The sequence below is a fragment of the Nonomuraea rubra genome (assembly GCF_014207985.1).
GTDB classification, from domain to species: Bacteria; Actinomycetota; Actinomycetes; order Streptosporangiales; family Streptosporangiaceae; genus Nonomuraea; species Nonomuraea rubra.
The window spans coordinates 4,772,994-4,792,476 of record NZ_JACHMI010000001.1; the positions used below are offsets into that span (position 1 = coordinate 4,772,994).

The 19,483-nt window shown below is 73.3% G+C and carries 18 protein-coding genes; 11 read left to right on the forward strand and 7 right to left on the reverse strand.

The genetic code is table 11. The features are described from left to right. Nucleotides 1-100: 100 nt before the first annotated feature. Nucleotides 101-508: a RidA family protein gene (locus HD593_RS21790; RefSeq protein ID WP_185103977.1), complete on the reverse strand. Its 408-nt coding sequence runs from the start codon at nt 506-508 to the stop codon at nt 101-103. A 64-nt stretch (nt 509-572) separates the two neighbouring features. On the opposite strand from HD593_RS21790, the gene HD593_RS21795 reads away from it, so the two are divergent. Then, nucleotides 573-1,178, forward strand: coding sequence for a TetR/AcrR family transcriptional regulator (locus HD593_RS21795; protein ID WP_185103978.1), 606 nt, complete (start codon nt 573-575; stop codon nt 1,176-1,178). 234 nt (nt 1,179-1,412) lie between these two features. Next, complete coding sequence (locus tag HD593_RS21800) at nt 1,413-2,321, forward strand: NADP-dependent oxidoreductase (RefSeq protein ID WP_185103979.1); 909 nt, start codon at nt 1,413-1,415, stop codon at nt 2,319-2,321. Nucleotides 2,322-2,416: 95 nt separating this feature from the next. On the opposite strand, the gene HD593_RS21805 is transcribed toward HD593_RS21800, so the two are convergent. From HD593_RS21805 to HD593_RS21820, 4 genes are all read right to left on the reverse strand, one after another. Then, nucleotides 2,417-3,247 carry a helix-turn-helix transcriptional regulator gene (locus HD593_RS21805; protein ID WP_185103980.1) on the reverse strand — a complete coding sequence of 277 codons (831 nt, stop codon included), beginning with the start codon at nt 3,245-3,247 and terminating at the stop codon, nt 2,417-2,419. A 139-nt stretch (nt 3,248-3,386) separates the two neighbouring features. Then, complete coding sequence (locus tag HD593_RS21810; RefSeq protein ID WP_185103981.1) at nt 3,387-4,193, reverse strand: siderophore-interacting protein; 807 nt, start codon at nt 4,191-4,193, stop codon at nt 3,387-3,389. A 12-nt stretch (nt 4,194-4,205) separates the two neighbouring features. Beyond that, complete coding sequence (locus tag HD593_RS21815; protein WP_185103982.1) at nt 4,206-5,114, reverse strand: PDR/VanB family oxidoreductase; 909 nt, start codon at nt 5,112-5,114, stop codon at nt 4,206-4,208. A 15-nt stretch (nt 5,115-5,129) separates the two neighbouring features. Further along, on the reverse strand, nt 5,130-5,789 hold the full coding sequence (locus tag HD593_RS21820) for an MSMEG_1061 family FMN-dependent PPOX-type flavoprotein (RefSeq protein ID WP_185103983.1): 660 nt from the start codon (nt 5,787-5,789) through the stop codon (nt 5,130-5,132). 70 nt (nt 5,790-5,859) lie between these two features. Here HD593_RS21820 and HD593_RS21825 point away from each other — a divergent pair, with 70 nt between their 5' ends. Then, on the forward strand, nt 5,860-6,477 hold the full coding sequence (locus tag HD593_RS21825; RefSeq protein WP_185103984.1) for a TetR/AcrR family transcriptional regulator: 618 nt from the start codon (nt 5,860-5,862) through the stop codon (nt 6,475-6,477). A gap of 5 nt (nt 6,478-6,482) precedes the next feature. Here the strand turns inward: HD593_RS21825 and HD593_RS21830 are convergent, their stop codons facing one another. Further along, nucleotides 6,483-7,679, reverse strand: a complete 1,197-nt coding sequence (locus tag HD593_RS21830) for a cytochrome P450 (protein WP_185112027.1) — start codon at nt 7,677-7,679, stop codon at nt 6,483-6,485. Between the two features lie 245 nt (nt 7,680-7,924). Between HD593_RS21830 and HD593_RS21835 the strand changes: the two genes are divergently transcribed. Both HD593_RS21835 and HD593_RS21840 read left to right on the forward strand, forming a co-directional pair. Beyond that, the gene (locus HD593_RS21835) at nt 7,925-8,335 is read left to right on the forward strand and encodes an ATP-binding protein (RefSeq protein ID WP_185103985.1); all 411 of its coding nucleotides are present in this window, start codon (nt 7,925-7,927) and stop codon (nt 8,333-8,335) included. Further along, on the forward strand, nt 8,332-9,156 hold the full coding sequence (locus HD593_RS21840) for a helix-turn-helix domain-containing protein (RefSeq protein ID WP_185103986.1): 825 nt from the start codon (nt 8,332-8,334) through the stop codon (nt 9,154-9,156). The genes HD593_RS21835 and HD593_RS21840 overlap by 4 nt, the downstream gene beginning before the upstream one ends. Before the next feature lie 15 nt (nt 9,157-9,171). On the opposite strand, the gene HD593_RS21845 is transcribed toward HD593_RS21840, so the two are convergent. Next, complete coding sequence (locus HD593_RS21845) at nt 9,172-9,525, reverse strand: winged helix-turn-helix transcriptional regulator (protein ID WP_185103987.1); 354 nt, start codon at nt 9,523-9,525, stop codon at nt 9,172-9,174. Nucleotides 9,526-9,616: 91 nt separating this feature from the next. Between HD593_RS21845 and HD593_RS21850 the strand changes: the two genes are divergently transcribed. The 6 genes from HD593_RS21850 to HD593_RS21875 all read left to right on the forward strand — a co-directional run bounded on the left by HD593_RS21850 (nt 9,617) and on the right by HD593_RS21875 (nt 19,468). Next, nucleotides 9,617-10,723, forward strand: a complete 1,107-nt coding sequence (locus HD593_RS21850) for an NAD(P)/FAD-dependent oxidoreductase (protein WP_221524877.1) — start codon at nt 9,617-9,619, stop codon at nt 10,721-10,723. A gap of 82 nt (nt 10,724-10,805) precedes the next feature. Continuing rightward, entirely contained in the window at nt 10,806-11,651 is an 846-nt protein-coding gene (locus tag HD593_RS21855; RefSeq protein WP_185103988.1) for an NTP transferase domain-containing protein, read from the forward strand. A 29-nt stretch (nt 11,652-11,680) separates the two neighbouring features. Beyond that, entirely contained in the window at nt 11,681-13,498 is a 1,818-nt protein-coding gene (locus HD593_RS21860; RefSeq protein WP_185103989.1) for an aldehyde ferredoxin oxidoreductase family protein, read from the forward strand. A gap of 80 nt (nt 13,499-13,578) precedes the next feature. Next, entirely contained in the window at nt 13,579-16,512 is a 2,934-nt protein-coding gene (gene fdhF / locus HD593_RS21865; protein WP_185103990.1) for a formate dehydrogenase subunit alpha, read from the forward strand. Then, nucleotides 16,509-18,251, forward strand: a complete 1,743-nt coding sequence (locus HD593_RS21870; protein ID WP_185103991.1) for an NAD(P)H-dependent oxidoreductase subunit E — start codon at nt 16,509-16,511, stop codon at nt 18,249-18,251. Before fdhF ends, HD593_RS21870 begins: the two co-directional genes overlap by 4 nt. After that, nucleotides 18,248-19,468: a molybdenum cofactor synthesis domain-containing protein gene (locus HD593_RS21875; RefSeq protein ID WP_185103992.1), complete on the forward strand. Its 1,221-nt coding sequence runs from the start codon at nt 18,248-18,250 to the stop codon at nt 19,466-19,468. The genes HD593_RS21870 and HD593_RS21875 overlap by 4 nt, the downstream gene beginning before the upstream one ends. Nucleotides 19,469-19,483 lie beyond the last annotated feature (15 nt).

Genomic DNA, 19,483 nt, shown 5'->3' on the forward strand with positions numbered 1-19,483 from the left:
CACGCTCCGGGCGGCGCCCGCTCCGGGCAGTCGCGCTCTGGGGGCATCGCTTCCGGCAGTCGCGGTCCCGGTGGCGCCGCCCCAGGGGTGAGAAAGTGGCTCAGTCGAGCACGGCGGTGGCCTCGACCTCGACCAGCAGGTCGGGCTCGCCCAGCGCGGCGACGCCCAGCAGCGTGATCGGCTTGACCGGGTCGATTCCGAGCTTCGCCGCCGCCCGCATGATCCCCTCGCCGAGCAGCGGCATCTTGTCGGGTGTCCAGTCGACGACGTAGACGGTCAGCTTGGCCACGTCGTCGAAGGAGCCGCCGGCCGCGGCGAGGGCGGTGCCGATGTTGAGGTACGCCTGCTCGACCTGGGCGGCCAGGTCGCCCTCGCCCACCCGGTTGCCCTCGGCGTCACGGGCCACCTGGCCCGCCAGGAACACCAGCCTCGATCCGGTCGCGATCGACATCTGGCGGTAGACGTCCGGCTTCGGCAGCCCGTCGGGGTTGATCAGCGTCACGGTCATGTCCGCTCCTCACAGCAAGTCCGGCATTTCCTGAAAACATAGCAAAGCTATGTATTGTGGGGCCATGGTGAGGACGAAGGACCCCGCGATCCGCTCCCTGCTCATCGACCGCGCCGCGCAACTGCTCGCCGCCCGCGAACCGGTCACCCTCCGCTCCCTGGTGGCCGGGACCGGGGTCTCCACCATGGCCGTCTACACCTACTTCGGCAGCATGGACGGCCTGTGGGCGGCGATGCGGCAGGAAGGCTTCACCCGCCTGGCCGCCCGCCTCGCCACGGTCACCTCGACGCGGGACCCGGTACGGGACCTGGCCGCGCTCGGCGCCGCCTACCTGTCCAACGCCATGGCGGCCCCCGACCTCTACCGGGTCATGTTCGACGCCGGGTTCGAGCTGGAGGACGCCGCCGCCGCGGACGGCACGCTGCACTGCCTCGTCGCCACCGTCGCACGGGCCACGGCCGCCGGCCGCTTCCGCGACGATACGGATCCGCTGGAGCTGGCCACGCGGAGCTGGATCATCGGGCACGGGCTGGCGTCACTGGTCGCCACCGGCCCCCTGCCGCAGCAGGCGCTGGCCCACGGCGTCCCGCTGCTGACGGCCCTGTTCGCCGGCGCGGGCGACGACCCGGAACGGTGCCGCCGGTCGGTCGAACGCGGCTGGCGCCTCTGACGTCCCAGCGAGGGGCCGCTGGTCGGGCGGACGTGCCCCTGGCCTCTCAGCGGGGTGCCGCTGGTCGGGGGGACGTGCCCCCTGGCCTTTCAGCGGGTGCCGCTGGTCGGCGGACGTGCCCCCTGACGTCCGAGCGGGGTGCCGCCGTCACCAGTGTGAGCTCCGCCTTCCCGCGCCGATCCGCCCAGGCGATCGTGGGTTGCCGGAAGCCCGAGAGCAGAAAGAGGCACAACCATGAAGGCCCTGCGGTACACCGCGTACGGCGAGCACCCGGTCGTCGAGGAGATCCCGGAGCCGGTCCCCGGGCCGGGCGAGGTCCTGGTCCGGGTCGCCGGAGCGGCGCTGAACCCGCTCGACGTCAAGATCGGCGCCGGCCACGTCCGCGACCACTTCCCGATCACCTTCCCCTCCGTGGTGGGCACCGACCTCGCCGGCACCGTCGAACGGGTGGGGCCAGACGTCACGGGCCTGCACCCGGGGGACCCCGTGATCGCCCGCACCGGCCCGGTCGCAGGCGGAGCCGTCGCCGGGTACGCCGCCGTCCCTGTCGCGAACCTCGCCACGGCTCCCGCCTCGGTGCCGCTCCACCTCGCCGCCGCGCTGGCGACCGCGGCCGCGACGGCGTGGCAGGCGGTGGCCGAGGTGGCGGGGGTGAAGCCCGGCCAGACGGTGCTGGTGCACGGTGGCGCGGGCGGGGTCGGCGGGTTCGCCGTCCAGCTGGCGCGGAAGGCCGGCGCCCGCGTGATCACCACCGTCTCGCCGGCGGGCGCCGGGATCGCCGCGAAGCTCGGCGCCGCCCACGTGATCGACTACACCACGACCGACTTCCGGGCCGAGGCCGGCCACGTGGACGTGGTGATCGACCCGGTCGGCGGCGACCTCGAGGCGGCGTCCCTCGACGTGCTCCGGCCGGGCGGGCTGCTGGTGAGCCTCAACACACCGCCGGACGCCGGGCGGGCGGCCGATCGCGGGGTGCGCGCCGAGTTCGTGTTCCACCGCACGGACGCCGGCCGGCTCGCGAAGGTCGCCGGCGAGGGGCTGGAGATCGTGGTCGACCGTACGGTGCCGCTGGCGCGGGCGGCCGAGGCCTTCCAGTACCTCGCAAGCGGCCATGCCAAGGGCAAGATCATCGTCCAGCCCTGACGGCGGATCGGCGATGCCCGTCCAGGGTGATCGTCCGGTCGTGTCGGCGGATCAGGAATGCCCGTCCTGGGTGATCGTCCGGTCGTGATGGCGGGTCAGCGGTGCCCGCCCAGGACGCCGAGCAGGGCGAGCTGCTCCGCCGCGTCGCCGCCGGCCGGTGCGGTGAACCACAGCAGCCGCTGCGTGCCGTCCTCGCTGAGCAGGCTCAGGCAGTCGAGCTCGATGGCGCCGACCTCCGGATGCATGATCCGCTTGCGGTCGGACCGGCGTACCGCGACCTCCTGGCGCGCCCACAGGGCGGCGAACTCGGCGCTGGACGAGGACAACGCGGCGATGAGGCCGGCCACCTCCGCGTCACCGCCGCGCCGCGCCGCCACGGCACGCAGGTCGGCGACGAAGACGCGGGACTGGTGCTCGTGCTCGTCCGGGTGGTAGCGGGAGCGGGCGTCCGGATCGGTGAACCAGCGGTACAGGAAGCTCGCCTCGCGGCCCCGCGCCGGGCTGATCGGCCCGAGCAGCGCGGTGGCCAGGCGGTTCTGTACGAGCGTCGCGTGCAGGTCGGTGATCACCGCGGCGGGGGTCGCGGGCAGCCGCTCCAGGAGGTCGAGCATGCCGGGGTGCACGTGCGCGGCGAGGCCGTGCCGGGGCGGGAGGGGGCGGCCGGCCAGGAAGTACAGGTGCGACCGCTCGTCCTCGGTCAGCCGCAGCGCCCGGGCCAGCGCCGCCACCAGCTGCTCCGACGGTTGCGCGCCGCGGCCCTGCTCCAGCTGGTTGTAGTAGTCGACCGACAGACCGGCCAGCCCCGCCACCTCGTCCCGCCGCAGCCCAGGAACCCGGCGCCGCGCGCCCACAGGCACCCCCACCTCGCCGGGCCGGATGCGGTCCCTGCGCGACCTGAGGAACTCGCCGAACTCGCGTAGCTGCATGTTCGCCATTCTGGACCCGCCGCGCCCATGGAAGGCAGGCGACGCCGTCACCACCCTCCCGGGCCAGCCGGGGGCGGAAAGGCTGGGGGCCGGACCAGCCTGGGGCCGGAAAGCCGGGGCGGTATTAACCGGGGCGCGATCAGCCGGGGCTGGATCGGCCGCGCCGCCAGTAGCCGAGGAACGCGATGTCCCCCTTGGGCGTGCCCCGCTCGTTCACCAGATGCCGGCGCAGCCCGGTGGCCAGCCGGGACTCGCCCGCCACCCAGGTGTAGAAGCGCCCCCCGGGCAGGTCCGCCCGGCTGACGGTCTCGAGTGCCAGCTCGCCGGGAGCCCGGCCCGACCCGTCGCGGGGCAGCCAGTGGATCCGTACGCCCGAAGGCCCCCTCACGTCCGTACGGATGTCAGCGCTCTCCGGCACCTCCAGGAAGACCTCGGCGACCAGCGAGGCCGGCGCGCTGTCCAGGATCGCCAGGATGGCGGGCAGCGCGCTCTCGTCACCGGCGAGCAACTGCCAGGAGACGCCCGCGGGCGGCAGGTAGCTGATGCCCATGTCGAAGATGCCCGCCGGCTCGCCGGGCCGCGCCCGCAGGGCCCAGGCCGAGGCCGGGCTCTCGCCGCCGTGCAGGACGAACTCGATGTCCACCTCGCCCGCCTCGGGGCGGATCCGCCGGATCGTGTAGTTGCGCACCCAGGGGCGGCGCGACTTCGGCAGCAGGAGCACCTGCGCCATCCACGCCTCGTTCGACAACGTCGGCATCCTCAGCCCCGCCTGGCCCTCGCGGGGGAAGAACAGCCGTACCGTCTGGTCGAAGCCCATCGGCCGCAGCCGCTCCAGCTCGGGTCCGCCGAGGGTGACGGACGTGAAGTGCGGGCTCAGCCTGGTGTTCCGCACGACCTCCAAAGTGATCATTTGTCGTGACTCGGGCAGGCGTACCTTCGGCAGCACCTGGTGTTCTCCTCACAGGTCGATGACGAGGCGGGACGACAGCGAGCGGGACACGCACGCGTACATGCGGCCGGGCGCGGCGCCGACGTCGTCGCGGTGCTCGGGCTCGCCCTCCAGGACGGTGAGCTCGCAGCTCCCGCAGACGCCTTCCCGGCACCCGGCCGGCACGGGCAGGCCGGCGTGCGTCAGCGCGGACAGCAGCGACTCGTCCGCCGGCACCGGCACGGTCCGTCCCGACCGGGCGCACACGACGTCGAACGCGGTGTCCGGCGCGAACGTCCTGGGAGCCGGGCGGAACCGCTCCACGTGCAGCCGCCCGGCGGGGAAGACGGCCTCGCAGGAGGCCAGCAGGGAGGCGGGGCCGCAGCAGTACACGACGGTCTCCGGCCCCAGCGCGGCGGCGAGCGCGGCCAGGTCGGGCCGGTCGTCGCGGTCGGTGGCGACGATCGTCACCCGGTCGCCGTACGCGGCGCGCAGCTCGCCGGCGAACGGCATGGCGGCGTACGTGCGTCCCACGTAGACCAGCGAGCTGGCCGCGCCCGCGCCGGCGGCGGCCCGCACCATCGGCAGGATCGCGGTGATGCCGATCCCGCCGGCGAGGAAGAGGTAGCCGGGAGCGGGCACGAGCGGGAAGTGGTTGCGCGGCAGGGACACCTCCAGCGTGCGGCCCTGCCTGAGGTAGCGGTGGATGTAGTCGGAGCCGCCCCGGCTGAGCCGTTCGTGGCGGACCGCGATGCGGTAGCGCTCGCGGTCCTCCGGGTCGCCGCACAGGGAGTACTGCCTGGTCAGCCAGTTCGGGAGGGTGAGATCGACGTGCGCGCCCGGCTCCCACGGGGCCGGCGGGCCGTTCGCGCCGCGCAGGGTGAGGGCGACGACGTCCTCGGCGGGACGCTCGACGCGGTCGAGAATGGTGAGCTGCATGAGATCCGGTTCCGGTCAGTAGAGTTTCCGGTAGCCCTCTTCGAGGCTCGCCTCGACGAGCCGAGGGTCGAGGTCGAGGCCGAGCTTCGCCACCGCCATCTCGCCGGGTGTCGGGAGCTCGCCGGCGAGGGCCTGGCTGGCGGGGTCCCACAGGCGGGAGCGGATGAGCGCGCGGCCGCAGTGGAAGTAGACCTCCTCGACGTCCACGACGATGGCCAGCTCCGGCTCGCGGGCCTCGGTCTGCATCCGGGCGAGCACGTCGGGCTCGTCGGTGGCGTACGCGCGGCCGTTGACGCGCAGGGTCTCCCGCGAGCCGGGGACGAGGAACAGCAGCCCGATCCCGGAGTTCTCCGCGAGGTTGCGGAAGGAGTCGGCGAGCTTGTTGCCCGGCCGGTCGGGGATCGCGAGCAAACGCTCGCCGAGGACCTTCACGAAGCCCGGGTAGTCGCCCCGGGGCGAGCAGTCGGCCCGGCCCGCGGCGTCCGCGGTGGACATGGCCAGGAACGGCGAGTGCGCGATGAAGCGGCGCGTGTGCTCGTCGAGCCGGTCCTCGATCTTGTGCACGGCCATCGCGCCGGGCTCGCCGAGCCGGGCGAGTACCTGTTCGATGGAGACCTCGCGAGGCCGCCGGGAGGCCGGCGGACGATCTGCGAGTGGCGTATTTTGCCTGCTCATGGCAATATTATGAGCAATTATTCAGTTCTTGCGCTACTCGCTTTTCGCGCATTTCACCAGGAGGCAGGCGGTGTCGAGGGACCCACGGATCCACCCGCGCAAACAGCCCCGGCAGGTCCGCGCCGAGCTCACCCGCCGGCGCATCCTCAGGGCGGCTGCTCAGGTTTTCGCCGAGTACGGCTACGCCGCCGGCACCACCAACCGCATCGCCGAACGGGCCGGCGTGTCGATCGGGTCGTTGTACCAGTACTATCCGAACAAGGATGCGATCCTGCTGGAGCTGACGGCCGGGCACCTCGAGAGCGGCGCCGCCGAGGCCGGCCGCAGCCAGGCCGAGGAGCCGCCCGCCAGCGTGGAGGGCGTCATGCGGGCCTTCGTCCAGGCCTCCATCGCCAACCACCTGGAGGACCCGCGGCTGCTGCGCGTCATGCTGGAGAAGACGCCGCGCTCGCAGGAACTGCTGGACAAGGTCCACCGGTACACCGGGGAGCGCACCGCCTACACCCGCGAGCTGCTGCGCGGCTACCCCGAGGTGCGGGTCTCCGACCTGCACACCGCCGCCCGGATCATCAACGCCACCATCGAGCTGGTCGTCCACCAGGTCGTCTCCGAGCACGAGCCCGTCGACCTGAAAAGCCTGGAGGACGAGCTCGTCGCGATGTTCACCCGCTACCTGACGGCGGGCTGAACGGCTCAGGACCAGGTGACCGGCAGCGAGCGCACGCCGAACACCAGCATGTCGTCGCGCACCGGCACCTGCTCGGCCGGCACCGCCAGGCGCAGGCCCGGCAGGCGGGAGAGCAGCTCGCCCAGCCCGATCCGCAGCTCGATCCTGGCGAGCTGCTGGCCCAGGCACTGGTGCACGCCGTGCCCGAACGCCAGGTGCGGCGTGCGCGCGCGGCGCAGGTCGAGCGTGCCGGGGCCGGGCCAGTGCCGCGGGTCCCGGTTCGCCTCGGGGGTGGCGATCACGACGGTCGCGCCGGCCGGCAGGTCCACCCCGCCCAAGGTCACCGGCTCCGTGGCGACCCGGCTGACCCCGAGCTGGATGATCGACAGGAACCGCAGCAGCTCCTCCACCGCGCCGTCCATCAGGCCGGGCTCCGCCCGCAGCGCCGCGAGCTGGTCAGGGTGCTCCAGCAGCGCGAACGTCCCCAGGCCCAGCATGTTCGCCGTGGTCTCGTGGCCCGCGGTGAGCAGGAGGAGCGCGACGTCCACGAGCTGCGTGTCCGTCAGGGGCGGGTCGGCGTCGTGGACGAGCCCCGACAGCAGGTCGTCCGCGGGGTTCGCGCGCTTGGCCGACACCAGCCGCCGCATGAACGCGTGCAGCCCGGCACGCGCCTCCAGCTGCTCCTGCGGGGTCGAGCTCGCGCTCAGGCCGACCGCCGTGCGCTCCTGGAACTCCGCGCGGTCGGCGTAGTCCACGCCCAGCAGCTCGCAGATCACCAGCGACGGCAGCGGCAGCGCGAACGCCGGCACGAGGTCGGCCCGGGTGCCCGCCGCCCGCATCGCCTCGACGTGCTCGACCGCGATCTCCCGCACCCGCGACTCGAGCTGCCGCATCCGCCGCACCGTGAACTGGCCCGTCAGCGCCCGCCGCAGCCGGGTGTGCTCGGGCGGGTCCATGAAGACGAACGCCCCGTCCGTACGCTCCGCCACCTGCGCCTGCGGCGGCCGGAGCGAGGTGGCGTCGTGATGGCGCAGCTTGTCGGCGCTGAACCGGGCGTCCGCCAGCACCGTACGGGCCTCGTCGAACCCGGTCACCAGCCACGCCGTGGCGCCGTTCAGCAGCTCCAGCGGCCGGACCGGGCCACCCCCTCCCCGCAGGCCGGGCGGCGGGCCGAACGGGTCGCGTCCCCGCTCCACCACGTCCGGCGGCAGGATCCGCCGCATCCCGGCGGTGCTCACGCCCGCGGACTTCCCGGTCGAGCCGCTGTCGGTCATCAGTGTGTCCCGTTCTCTTAGGGTACGTGCCCGTATCTAACGGAGGACACCGTAGATCGCGGCGATAAGATACGCAACCGATTCTCAAGCGAAGGTGGTCCTGGCCGGACCCAGGTACGGGAGGGCCAGCCCCGGCCCCTCGTCCGCCCGCCTGGCGGTGTTTGACCAGGTGAGCGAACGAGAGAGGCAACGACATGACCACCATCAGCAAGCTCCCGCCCGAGCCCCGGTCCGTGGCGTACGCGCGCCGGCTCACCCGCGCCACGCTGGCGGAATGGGGCGTGCCGCCGGAGACGATCGACGACGCCACGCTCGCCGTCAGCGAGCTGGTCACCAACGCCGTCGTCCACGCCCGGTCGCCCATCACCTTCCGCCTGACCCGGAGGCCGGGCGGCCTGCGGGCCGAGATCACCGACCACGGTGCCCTCGTCCCGCCGGTGCCGCGCCGGGCCGGCGCCACCGCCACGGGCGGTCGCGGGCTGGCCCTGGTCGGCGAGCTCGCCGACAGGTGGGACGTCGAGGTGAACGGCGAAGCCGGCCGCAAGACGGTGTGGTTCGAGATGGAAACGGCTCTGACCTGCGCACATGCGATACTGGCGGTATGAGCCGGCAGGACGAGCTGCGAGAGTTCCTGCGCTCGCGGCGAGCCCGGGTGTCCCCGCGCGAGGTGGGGCTGCCCGCGCGTGCCGATGGCCGCCGCGTGCGCGGGCTGCGCCGCGAGGAGCTGGCCCTGGCGGCCGGGGTCAGCGCCGACTACTACACCCGGATGGAGCAGGGGCGCGTCGGCAACGTCTCCGACCAGGTGCTGGAAGCCGTGGCCGGAGTCCTGCGGCTCAACCCCGAGGAGCTGCGCCACCTGCGCGAGCTCATCGCCGACCGCGATCACGAGCCGGCCCGGCCACCGGCCCGGCCACGGGCGGCCCTGCGGATGATGCTCGACCTGCTCGGCCCGGTGCCGGCGCTGCTGATGACCGGCGTCCTGGACATCCTGGCGATCAACCGGCTGGGCGCGGCCCTCCTGACGGACTTCGAGGCCATGCCCCGCGCCGAGCGCAACGAGATCCGCTGGATCTTCCTCGACCCCCGGGCCCGCGACGTCTTCCCCGACTGGGAGGAGGTCGCCGTCGAGGCCGCCGCCTGGCTCAGGGGGGCGCTGGGCAGGGCCGGCGCCGACCCGCGCCCGCAGGCGCTGGTCGACGAGCTGACCGCGCGCTCTGCCGACTTCGCCCGCCACTGGGCCGACCACCGGGTGACCTACTGCACGTACGGGGCCAAGCGGCTGCGCCATCCCGACGTGGGCACGATGACGCTCAACTGGGAGTCGTTCGCGCCGACCGCCGACCCGGACGTGTACCTCGTCGTCTACACCGCTCCGACGGGCTCGCCGTCAGAGGAGAGGCTGCTGGCGCTGGCCGAGCGCGCGTGATGACCGCCCGGACGGTCAGGAGCCGTCCTCGGGCAGGTGGTGCTCGGCCCACTGCGACAGCTCGTGCAGCGCCGGCATCAGCGCCTTGCCGCTGTCGGTCAGCTCGTACGTGACCGTGACCGGCGGCCCTTCGTCCACGGTGCGCGCGATCAGGCCCGCCTTGGTGAGCTCGGACAGCCGGTCGGACAGCACGGAGTCGCTCACCCCGGCGATGGCCCGCGACAGCTCGCGGAACCCGGCCGGCCCGGCGCGCAGGCTGCCGAGCACGGGGCCGCTCCAGCGCTTGCCGAGCAGGGCGAACGCGCGCGTCAGCGCGGCGTCGCCACGCACGCAGTCGCCCGTGTCCTGTCGCGTGGATGCCCGTGCCATGCCTCCAAACTAGCAGAAACAAGGTCACTTTGATTTTGCTAGTAGATATGAATAGCCTAGGCACACCTCAATGACTAGCAGGGAGACTGTGATGAGTGAGAGTGCGCGCGTGCGTCCCAGCGTCGTGGTGCTGGGCGGCGGATACGGCGGGTCCAAGGTGGCCAGGCTGCTCGACGACGTGGCCGACGTGACGCTCGTGGACCCGTCCGACGCGTTCATGCACAACGTGGCCGCCTGGCGGGCGCTGGTCGAGCCCGAGTGGCTGGACCGGATCTTCGTGCCCTACCGGCGGCTGCTCACGCACGGGCGCTTCCTGCGCGACCACGCCGTGGCCGTGGACGGCACGCAGGTGACGCTCGCCTCCGGCGCCACGCTGCGGCCCGACTACCTGGTGCTGGCCACGGGCTCGGCGTACCCGTTCCCGGCCAAGGCCGGGCAGCCGGATGCCGAGCTCGCCAAGGCCGAGGCCCGCGCCGCGCACGAGGTGCTGGCAGGTGCCGAGCGGGTGCTGCTGGTCGGCGCGGGGCCCGTGGGGCTGGAGCTGGCGGGGGAGATCAAGGCCGCGTTCCCCGGCAAGCACGTCACGCTCGCCGACGTCGCCCCCGACATCCTGCCGGGGCCGTTCGAGCAGGAGCTGCGCGACGAGCTGCGCAGGCAGCTCGACGAGCTCGGCGTGGAGCTCAAGCTCGGCAGCCCGCTGCGGGAGCTGCCCGCCGCGCCGCCCGCCACGGCGGCCCCGATCGCGATCGCGACCGAGGCGGGGGAGAAGCTGACGGCCGACGTCTGGTTCCGCTGCTTCGGCGTCGTGCCCCGCACCGACTACCTGCGCGGCGCGCTCGCCGAGTCCCTGGACGCGCAGGGATACGTCCAGGTCGACTCGGGCCTGCGGGTGCTCGGGCAGGAACGCGTCTTCGCCATCGGCGACATCTCCGACGCCGACAGGAACATGGCCGGCTTCGCCGGTCAGCAGGGCGAGCTGCTGGCCGCGAACCTGCGCGCGCAGATCACCGGCGAGGGCGAGACCGTCGCCTACGAGCGCCGCCCCGCGCTGATCCTCGTGCCGCTCGGCCCCGAGGGCGGCGCGGGCCAGCTCCCCGGGCAGGGCGTCATCGGCCCCGACGCCACGGCCGAGATCAAGGGCAGGGCGATGCTGGTCGAGCACAGCACCGGGCACTTCGACGCCCCCGGCGAGGCCTGACGCGGCGTCCGGATCGTCACCAGGAGGCCGCGTGCGGCAGGGCCTCGTGTGCGTGATCGGCGGCGTGGCCTAGCATGCGGGCATGCAGACTGCTGCGGGCGTGGTGCTCGCGGGTGGGCGCTCCACCCGGATGGGACGGCCGAAGGCGTGGCTGGAATGGCACGGCTCGACGTTGTTGTACCGGGCCGCCGCCGTCCTGGCCAGGACGGTCGACGGGCCGGTCGTCGTGGTCGCCGCGCCCGGGCAGGAGCTGCCGCCGCTGCCCTCGGGGGTCACGGTGGCCGAGGACCCCGTCGAGGGGCTGGGGCCCATGCAGGGGCTGGCCGTGGGGCTGGCGGCGGTGGCCGGGCGGGCCGAGACGGCGTTCGTGTGCTCCACGGACCTGCCGTTCCTGCACCCGGCCTTCGTCCGGCGGGTCCTGCGCGCGCTGACCCCTGGCACGGACGTCGCGCTGCCGGTGGCCAGGGGCTTTCGCCAGCCGCTGGCCGCCGGCTACCGGACGTCCCTGGCCGGGCTGGTCGCCGACCTGCTGGCCGCGGGGGACCTGCGGCCGGGCATGCTGTTCAAGCACTGCGAGGTGGCCCGGCTCGACGACGCGGAGCTGCTGGCGGACGCGCAGCTCGCCCGGTACGACCCGGAGCTGGAGTCCGTGGTGAACGTCAACTCCCCGGAGGACTACGCGGCGGCCAGGGACCGGCAGCCGCCCGAGATCGTGGTGGAGCGGTTCGGCGCGCTCGCCAGGAACGGCGGCCACCGGCCGCACGCCGTACGGGCCGCCACGCTGGGAGCCGCGGCGGACGCGGTCGGGCTGGCCCTGGACCGGCACGTGGTGGCCGCGCTCAACGGCGACCAGGTCACCCGCGACACGGCCCTGCCGCTGGCGGCCGGCGACACCGTCGCCTTCCTGTCGGCGGACGCCGGCGGCTGAGAGATTTGACACCGTCGTAGAGTCAGGGCATGGCAGCTGGCGGGTTCTTCGGACGGGCGTTGCTGGTGGACGTCGCAGGCGGGACGGCGAGTGCCGTCCCCTACGAGCTGGACGAGCGCGTGCTGCGCGGCTACCTCGGCGGGGTGGGCCTCGGCACGTGGCTGCTGCACCGGCTGGCGCCCGCCGGGGTCGATCCGCTCGCTCCGGCGGCGCCGCTGGCGTTCGTCTTCTCCTCGCTGGTCGGCACCCCGCTGACGACCAGCGCGAAGTTCGCCGTGGTGGCCAAGTCCCCGCTGACCGGCCTGCTGACCGACGCGCTCGCCTCCAGCCAGTTCGCCATCGCCGGCAAGCTGACCGGGCATGACGCGATCGTGATCCGCGGCCGGGCCGAGGAGCTGTCGGTGCTGCTGATCGACGGCGACGGCGTGCGCCTCGAACCGGCGCCTGAGCTCTCCGGGCTGCCCGCGGCCGAGGCGGAGCGCGCGGCCCGGGAGCGGTTCGGCCGCACCTGGCGCACCGCGGCGATCGGCCCGGCGGGCGAGCGCCAGGTGCGGTACGCGACCATCAGCCATGACGGCCGCCACGCGGGCCGGGGCGGCCTGGGCGCCGTGATGGGCGCCAAGAACCTCAAGGCCGTGCTGGTCAGGGCGGGGACCAAGGTGTCGGTGGCCGACCAGGCCGGGGTGCTCGCCGCCGCCCGCGACCTGCGCAGGCGCAGCTTCGGCCCGGCCACGGCGAAGTACCGGGAGCTGGGTACGCTGGCCAACCTGCTGGCGTTCAACGCCGTCAGCACCCTGCCCACCCGCAACTTCACCGCCGCCACGTTCGAGGGCGCGCCCCGGCTGGCCGCCGAGGAGCTGCACGAGCTGCGCGGGGTGGCGCGCAACAGCTGCGCGTCCTGCTCCATCGGCTGCGAGCACATCTACTCGCGCAAGGGCGGCGGCAAGCAGCGGATGGAGTACGAGAACGTCTTCGCGCTCGGCCCCCTGTGCGGCGTGTCCGACCCCGACGAGGTGTTCGCCGCCAGCGCCCGCTGCGACGAGCTGGGCATCGACACCATCTCGGCGGGCGGCACGATCGCGTGGGCCATGGAGTGCGTCGAACGCGGCCTGCTCGACGAGCCGTGGCTGAAGTTCGGCGACGGCGCGGCGCTGCTGCGCGCGCTGAACGCGATCGGGGAGCGCTCGCCGGGCCTGGGCGAGCTGCTCGCGGAGGGCTCGCGCCGCGCCGCCGGCGTCGTAGGGCACGCCTCGATCGACTTCGCGCCGCAGGTCAAGGGTCTGGAGCTGCCCGGTTACGAGCCCCGAAGCCTTCAGGCCATGGCACTCGGGCTCGCGGTGAACGCCAGGGGAGCCGACCACAACCGGTCCGGCGCCTACGAGGCCGACCTGTCGGGCGAGCTGGACCGGCTGGCCGGCGGTGCGGCCCACGTCGCCGCCGCCGTCGACACCGAGGACCGCGCCGCGGTCATGGACTCGATGATCCTCTGCAAGTTCCTGCGCGGCGTCTTCGACGACCCGTTCGCGGAGTGGGCCGGGCTGCTCGCGCTGGTCACCGGATGGCAGGTGGACGCCGCCGAGCTGCGGGGGACCGCCAGGCGGATCGTCCGGGCCAAGCGCGCGTTCAACCTGCGCGAGGGCGCCACCGCGGCCGACGACACGCTGCCGCCGCGCATGCTGGAGACGCCGCTGGAGCTCGGCTCGGGCCGCCGCGCGGCGCTGGACGCGACCCGCCTGCGGGCGATGGTCGCCGGCTACTACGCCGCGCGCGGGCTGGACCCCGAGGGGCGGGTCGTGGCGGCCGACCTCCCTGATCTCCTGCTGGACGAGGTAGAAGATCGTGAGTAGGGGGTAGAAGACGGGCCACCCGCAAGGGTAGATTGCTCGCATGGTGTATGCCGTATTCTGTATGCCAGCGTGGAGTTGAGATGACGACGCTTGAGGAGCCGGCGACCGCCGTACGCACCGTGACCGTCGAGATCGACGGCCGTGCCGTGACCGTGCCGGAAGGCACCAGCATTTACGACGCCGCCAAAGAGGTGGACATCGATATCCCGGTGTTGTGCCACAACGAGCGGTACGACCCCGTCGGGGTGTGCCGCATGTGCGTGGTCGACACGGGCGGGCGGGCCTTCGCCGCCGCCTGCGTGCGGCCCTGCGAGGACGGCATGCAGGTCAAGACCAGCACCCCGGAGCTGGAGCGCAACCGGGCGACGCTGACCGAGCTGCTGCTGTCGGACCAGCCGCCGCGCGCGGAGGACCCGAAGCAGACGACCACCGGCGACAACCTGCTCCTCGACCTCGCCGACCGGTTCGACGTGGCCCAGGAGACGACCGACCTGCCGTGCGGCTCCGGGCGCGGCCTGGACCTGTCCAACCCGGTGATCGCGGTCAACCACGACGCCTGCATCCTGTGCGACCGCTGCGTCCGCGCGTGCGACGACATCCAGGGCAACGACGTCATCGGCCGCTCCGGCAAGGGCTACTCCACCAGGATCGCCTTCGACCTCAACGACCCGATGGGCGCCAGCTCCTGCGTGACCTGCGGCGAGTGCGTGCAGGCCTGCCCCACCGGCGCGCTGACCAACAAGGCGATCAACGACGTGCCCATCCGGCCCCGCCAGGAGCTGGACGCGGTCGACACCGTGTGCCCGTACTGCGGCGTCGGCTGCGCCCTCACCTACTACGTCGACCGGTCGCGCGGCGCGATCGCCTTCGCCGAGGGGCGCGACCAGCCCGGCTCGCAGAGCCGGCTGTGCGTCAAGGGCCGGTACGGCTGGGACTACGCGGCCTCCCCGCAACGCCTGACCATGCCCCTGATCAGGAAGGAATCGTCCTACCCCAAGGGCCCGCTGTCGGCCGACGTGCGCGGCGACGCGCACAACGACAGGGGACGCGCCGGAGGCGGAGGCGACCGCAGCGCCAGGCTGAGCAGGAACGGCAAGGACCGCAAGCGCAAGCCGGGCGGGCTCGTCGACTACGACGAGGTGCTGCCGCACTTCCGCGAGGCCACCTGGGAGGAGGCGCTCGACCTCGTCGCCCGGCGGCTGAAGGAGATCCACGCCGAGCAGGGCCCCGGGGCCATCGCCGGGTTCGGCTCGGCGAAGTGCTCCAACGAGGAGGCATACCTCTTCCAGAAGCTGATCAGGGCCGGGTTCGGCACCAACAACGTCGATCACTGCACCCGGCTGTGCCACGCCTCGTCGGTGGCCGCGCTGTTCGAGGGCGTCGGCTCCGGCGCGGTCTCGACCACGTACGGCGACGTCGCCAACGCCGACGTCGTGATCATCACCGGCTCGAACCCGACGGCGAACCACCCCGTCGCCAGCTCCTTCTTCAAGCAGGCCCGCCGCCGCGGCACCAAGATCGTATACGTCGATCCGCGCGCCAGCACCGTGGCCGAGCACGCCGACTACCACTGCCAGGTCAAGCCCGGCACCGACGTGGCGTTCTACAACGCGATCATGCACGAGGTGATCCGGCTCGGCCTGATCGACATGGAGTTCATCAAGGCCCGCGTCTCCGGCTTCGAGGAGCTGGTGCGCACGGTCAACGACTACCCGCCCGAGCGGGCCGCGCAGATCACCGGCGTGGACGCCGACCTGATCCGCGAGGTCGCGCGGGTCTGGGGCGAGGCCGGGGCCGGCGTCATCTACTGGGGCATGGGCATCTCCCAGCACACCACCGGCACCGACAACGCCCGCTGCCTGATCGCGCTCTGCTCGATCACCGGCAACGTGGGCAGGCCGGGCACGGGCCTGCACCCGCTGCGCGGGCAGAACAACGTGCAGGGCGCCTCCGACGCCGGGCTGATCCCCATGTTCTACCCCGACTACCAGGGCGTGGACCGGGAGGCCACCCGCAGGCGGTTCGAGCAGGCCTGGGGCACCGAGCTCGACCCCGACCGCGGGCTCACCGTCACCGAGATCATCGGCTCGGTGCTGAAGCCGGGCGGCGTGCGCGGCATGTACATGCTGGGCGAGAACCCGTTCCTGTCCGACCCCAACATCAACAAGGTGCGCAAGGCGCTGTCCCAGCTCGACTTCCTCGTCGTGCAGGACATCTTCCTGACCGAGACCGCCGAGTTCGCCGACGTCATCCTGCCGGCGTCGTCGTACCTGGAGAAGGACGGCACCTACACCAACACCGACCGGCGGGTGCAGCTCGGCCGCAAGGTGATGGACCCGCCGGGCCAGGCCAGGGTGGACTGGGAGATCATCCAGGACCTCGCCAGGCGGATCGGGCTGGACTGGTCGTACGCCTCGCCCAGCGAGGTGTTCGACGAGATGGTCGAGCTCATGCCGTCGTACGCGAACCTGCGCCACGACAACCTGGGGCTGACCGGCAAGCTCTACCCCAACGCCGACCCCGACCACTCCGACGGGACCGTGGTCCTGTTCGACGAGCGGTTCAACACCGACGACGGGCTCGCCCACCTCGTCCCCGCGCAGTGGCTGCCGGCCAAGGAGTTGCCGGACGCCGAGTACCCGCTGGTGCTCAACACCGGCCGGCTGCTCGAACACTGGCACACCGGGTCGATGACGCGGCGCTCGTACGCGCTGGACACGATCTCGCCGGTCGCCGAGGTGTACATGCACCCCAAGGACGCCGCCGACCGCGGCCTGTCGCACGGCCAGCAGGCCCGCGTACGCTCCCGGCGCGGCGTCATCGAGCTGCAGGTCCGCATCTCGCACCGCGAGCAGCTCGGCAACTGCTTCATCCCGTTCCACTTCCGTGAGGCGGCGGCGAACCTGCTGACGATCGACGAGATCGACCCCTACGGCAAGATCCCCGAGTTCAAGTTCTGTGCGATCCAGGTCGAGGCGCTGAGCGCCGAGCCCACGTGGAGTGTGTCCGAATGACCCTGAGTTTCGAGATGGGCCGCCGGCTTCCGGGCGTCGAGGCACGGGCCGGCAAGTTCCCCGGCCCGTCGCTGATCCCGGCGCTCAACGCCATCCAGGCGCGGCTGGGCTGGCTGCCGCGGGAGGAGCTCGAGGAGCTGTCCCGCACCATGCGGCGGCCGCGGTACGAGATCGAGGGGCTCATCTCGTTCTACCCGCACTTCCGCACAACCCCGCCCGCCAAGGTGAGCGTCAGCGTGTGCCACGACCTGTCGTGCTGGCTGCGCTCGGCCGACGACCGCATCGCCGAGGTACGCGCCCGCTACGGCGACGACACCGAGATCGAGCTCACCGAGGTGTCCTGCCTGGGCCGCTGCGACAGCGCCCCGGCGCTGGCCGTCAACGAGCACCCCGCGCCGGTCGCCGGTCTCGACACGCTCGTGGCCGCCGCCCGCGAGGGCGAGCTGGCCGAGGCCACGGTGACGGGACGCGCCGAGCCGTGGCCGAACGACCCGTACCCGGCCGGCTCCGGCGTCCAGGACCGGTACGCGAGCCTGCGTGCCCTGCTGGCCGGCCGGATCAGCGCCGAGAGCGTGGTGGCCACGCTGGAGGCGTCAGGGCTGCGCGGCATGGGCGGCGCCGGGTTCCCCACGGGCAGGAAGTGGGGCCTGGTCGCCGCCACCGAGCCGGGCGGCGTCAAGTACGCGATCTGCAACGCCGACGAGTCCGAGCCCGGCACGTTCAAGGACCGGCAGATCCTGACCGACCAGCCGCACCTGGTGATCGAGGGCCTGCTGCTCGGCATGGCCGTGGTCGGCGCCGAGCAGGGCTGGATCTTCATCCGGCACGAGTACGGCCCCGAGGAGCGCGTGCTGCACGCGGAGATCGAGGCGCTGCGCGAGGCCGGCGTGATCGGCGAGAACGCCTGCGGCAGCGGCCGCCGCCTCGACCTCGACATCTTCGTCTCGCCCGGCGGCTACATCCTCGGCGAGGAGACCGCGCTGCTGGAGTGCATGGAGGGGCACCGGGGCGAGCCGCGCAACAAGCCGCCCTTCCCCGGCAACTACGGCCTGCACGGCCGCCCCACGCTGATCAACTCGGTGGAGACCTTCGCCGACGTGCCGGTGATCCTGCAGCGCGGCGCCGAATGGTGGGCGGAGCAGGGCGAGGGCGACAGCGTCGGCTGGAAGTTCTTCGCCGTCTCCGGCCACGTCGCGAACCCCGGCGTGTACTGCGTGCCCATGGGCACCACGGTGCGCGCCCTGATCGACCTGGCCGGCGGCGTGCCCGGCGGCGCCCGGGTCGGCGCCGTGCAGCCGGGCGGCGCGTCCTCCAACTTCATCGGCCCCGACAAGCTGGACCTGCCGCTGGACTTCGGCACGCTGGCCGAGGCCGGGACCATGCTCGGCTCCGGCGCCCTGGTGGTGCTCGCCGAGGGCACCGACCTGCTGGCCGCCGCCACCAACGTGCTGCGGTTCTTCCGCAACGAGTCGTGCGGCAAGTGCGTGCCCTGCCGGGTCGGCTCCACCAAGGCCCACGAGGTGCTGCGCGGGGTGCTGGACTCCGGGTCCGCCACCCTCGACGACGCGCAGCAGGGCCGGATCCTGCAACTGGAGGAGACCATGCGCAAGACGTCCATCTGCGGGCTCGGGCAGGTGGCGCTGGGACCGGTAGTGTCGGTACTCGGGCTGAACAAGGGGGCCGCGGCGGCCCGCCCGCAGCCCCGCCCCGAAGGCTCGAAGGAGCAGCCGGACCGTTGAGCGGCAGAGAGTTCTTCACGGCACGGACCCTGGCCGAGGTCCGTGCCGGGTTCCGGCCCGCGCACCGCACGCCCGCCGAGCGGGTCCCGCTGGCCGAGGCGCTGCACCGGGTGCCCGTCGCCGGCATCACCGCGCCCGCCGACCTGCCAGGCTTCGCCCGCTCCACCGTGGACGGCTTCGCGGTCCGCGCCATGGACACCTACGGCGCCTCCGACGCGCTCCCGTCCTACCTCGACCTGCTCGGCGCGGTCCGCATGGGCGCCGAGCCGGACGTGGCGGTCCGCGCCGGCGGCTGCGTCGCCATGCCGACCGGCGGCGTGCTCCCGCCCGGCGCCGACGCGGTCGTCATGGTGGAGTACACCGCCGAGACCATGCCGGGCACCATCGAGGTGACCCGGCCCGTCGCGCCGGGCGGCGGCCTCGTCCGCGCCGACGAGGACGTGGCGCGGGGCGGCGTGCTCGCGCCGGGCGGCCGGCCGCTGCGCGCCCCCGACCTCGGCTTCCTCGCCGCCGCGGGCGTGACCGAGGTCGCCGTGCACCGCCGCCCCCGGGTGGCGATCGTCTCCACCGGCGACGAGGTGGTGCCGCCCGGCACCGCGCGGCTCGGCCCCGGCCAGGTGCGCGACGCCACCGCCTCCGCGCTGGCGGGGCTCGTCGCCGACGCCGGCGGCGAGCCGGTGATCGCCGGCATCGTCCCGGACGAGCCCGGCGCGCTCAAGGACCGCCTGACCGCACTGCTGCCCGAATCCGACCTGGTCGTCGTGTCGGCGGGCTCGTCCGTCGGCACCAGGGACGAGACGGCGGGCGCGGTGGCCGCCGTCGGCGACGTCTGGTGCCACGGGATCGCCATCAAACCGGGCAAACCCACGCTGCTGGCCGAGTGCGCGGGCATCCCGCTCATCGGGCTGCCCGGCAACCCGCTGTCCGCACTGGTCGTGTTCGGGCAGGTCGGCGTGCCGCTGCTGTGGCGCCTGGCCGGCTGCGAGAGCCCGCCGCCGCAGCCGAGCACCCGCGCCCGGCTGTCACGCGACCTCGCCTCGGCGGCGGGCCGCCTCGACGTGGTCCAGGTCGGCGTGCGGGACGGCCTGGCCGAGCCGATCTTCGGCCCGTCGGCGCTGCTGTCGGTGCTGACCCGCGCCGACGGCTACGTGATCGTGCCCGAACCGGCCACCGGGCTGGACGCGGGCACCGAGGTCGAGGTCGTGCTGTACCGATGAGCACGCATGGAGGTC

Coding starts and splice junctions, on each gene's coding strand:
- HD593_RS21790 (WP_185103977.1), bottom strand. CDS start 508: ATGACCGTGACGCTGATCAACCCCGACGGGCTGCCGAAGCCGGACGTC.
- HD593_RS21795 (WP_185103978.1), top strand. CDS start 573: ATGGTGAGGACGAAGGACCCCGCGATCCGCTCCCTGCTCATCGACCGC.
- HD593_RS21800 (WP_185103979.1), top strand. CDS start 1,413: ATGAAGGCCCTGCGGTACACCGCGTACGGCGAGCACCCGGTCGTCGAG.
- HD593_RS21805 (WP_185103980.1), bottom strand. CDS start 3,247: ATGCAGCTACGCGAGTTCGGCGAGTTCCTCAGGTCGCGCAGGGACCGC.
- HD593_RS21815 (WP_185103982.1), bottom strand. CDS start 5,114: ATGCAGCTCACCATTCTCGACCGCGTCGAGCGTCCCGCCGAGGACGTC.
- HD593_RS21820 (WP_185103983.1), bottom strand. CDS start 5,789: ATGAGCAGGCAAAATACGCCACTCGCAGATCGTCCGCCGGCCTCCCGG.
- HD593_RS21830 (WP_185112027.1), bottom strand. CDS start 7,679: ATGCGGCGGATCCTGCCGCCGGACGTGGTGGAGCGGGGACGCGACCCG.
- HD593_RS21835 (WP_185103985.1), top strand. CDS start 7,925: ATGACCACCATCAGCAAGCTCCCGCCCGAGCCCCGGTCCGTGGCGTAC.
- HD593_RS21840 (WP_185103986.1), top strand. CDS start 8,332: ATGAGCCGGCAGGACGAGCTGCGAGAGTTCCTGCGCTCGCGGCGAGCC.
- HD593_RS21845 (WP_185103987.1), bottom strand. CDS start 9,525: ATGGCACGGGCATCCACGCGACAGGACACGGGCGACTGCGTGCGTGGC.
- HD593_RS21850 (WP_221524877.1), top strand. CDS start 9,617: ATGAGTGAGAGTGCGCGCGTGCGTCCCAGCGTCGTGGTGCTGGGCGGC.
- HD593_RS21855 (WP_185103988.1), top strand. CDS start 10,806: ATGCAGACTGCTGCGGGCGTGGTGCTCGCGGGTGGGCGCTCCACCCGG.
- HD593_RS21860 (WP_185103989.1), top strand. CDS start 11,681: ATGGCAGCTGGCGGGTTCTTCGGACGGGCGTTGCTGGTGGACGTCGCA.
- fdhF (WP_185103990.1), top strand. CDS start 13,579: ATGACGACGCTTGAGGAGCCGGCGACCGCCGTACGCACCGTGACCGTC.
- HD593_RS21870 (WP_185103991.1), top strand. CDS start 16,509: ATGACCCTGAGTTTCGAGATGGGCCGCCGGCTTCCGGGCGTCGAGGCA.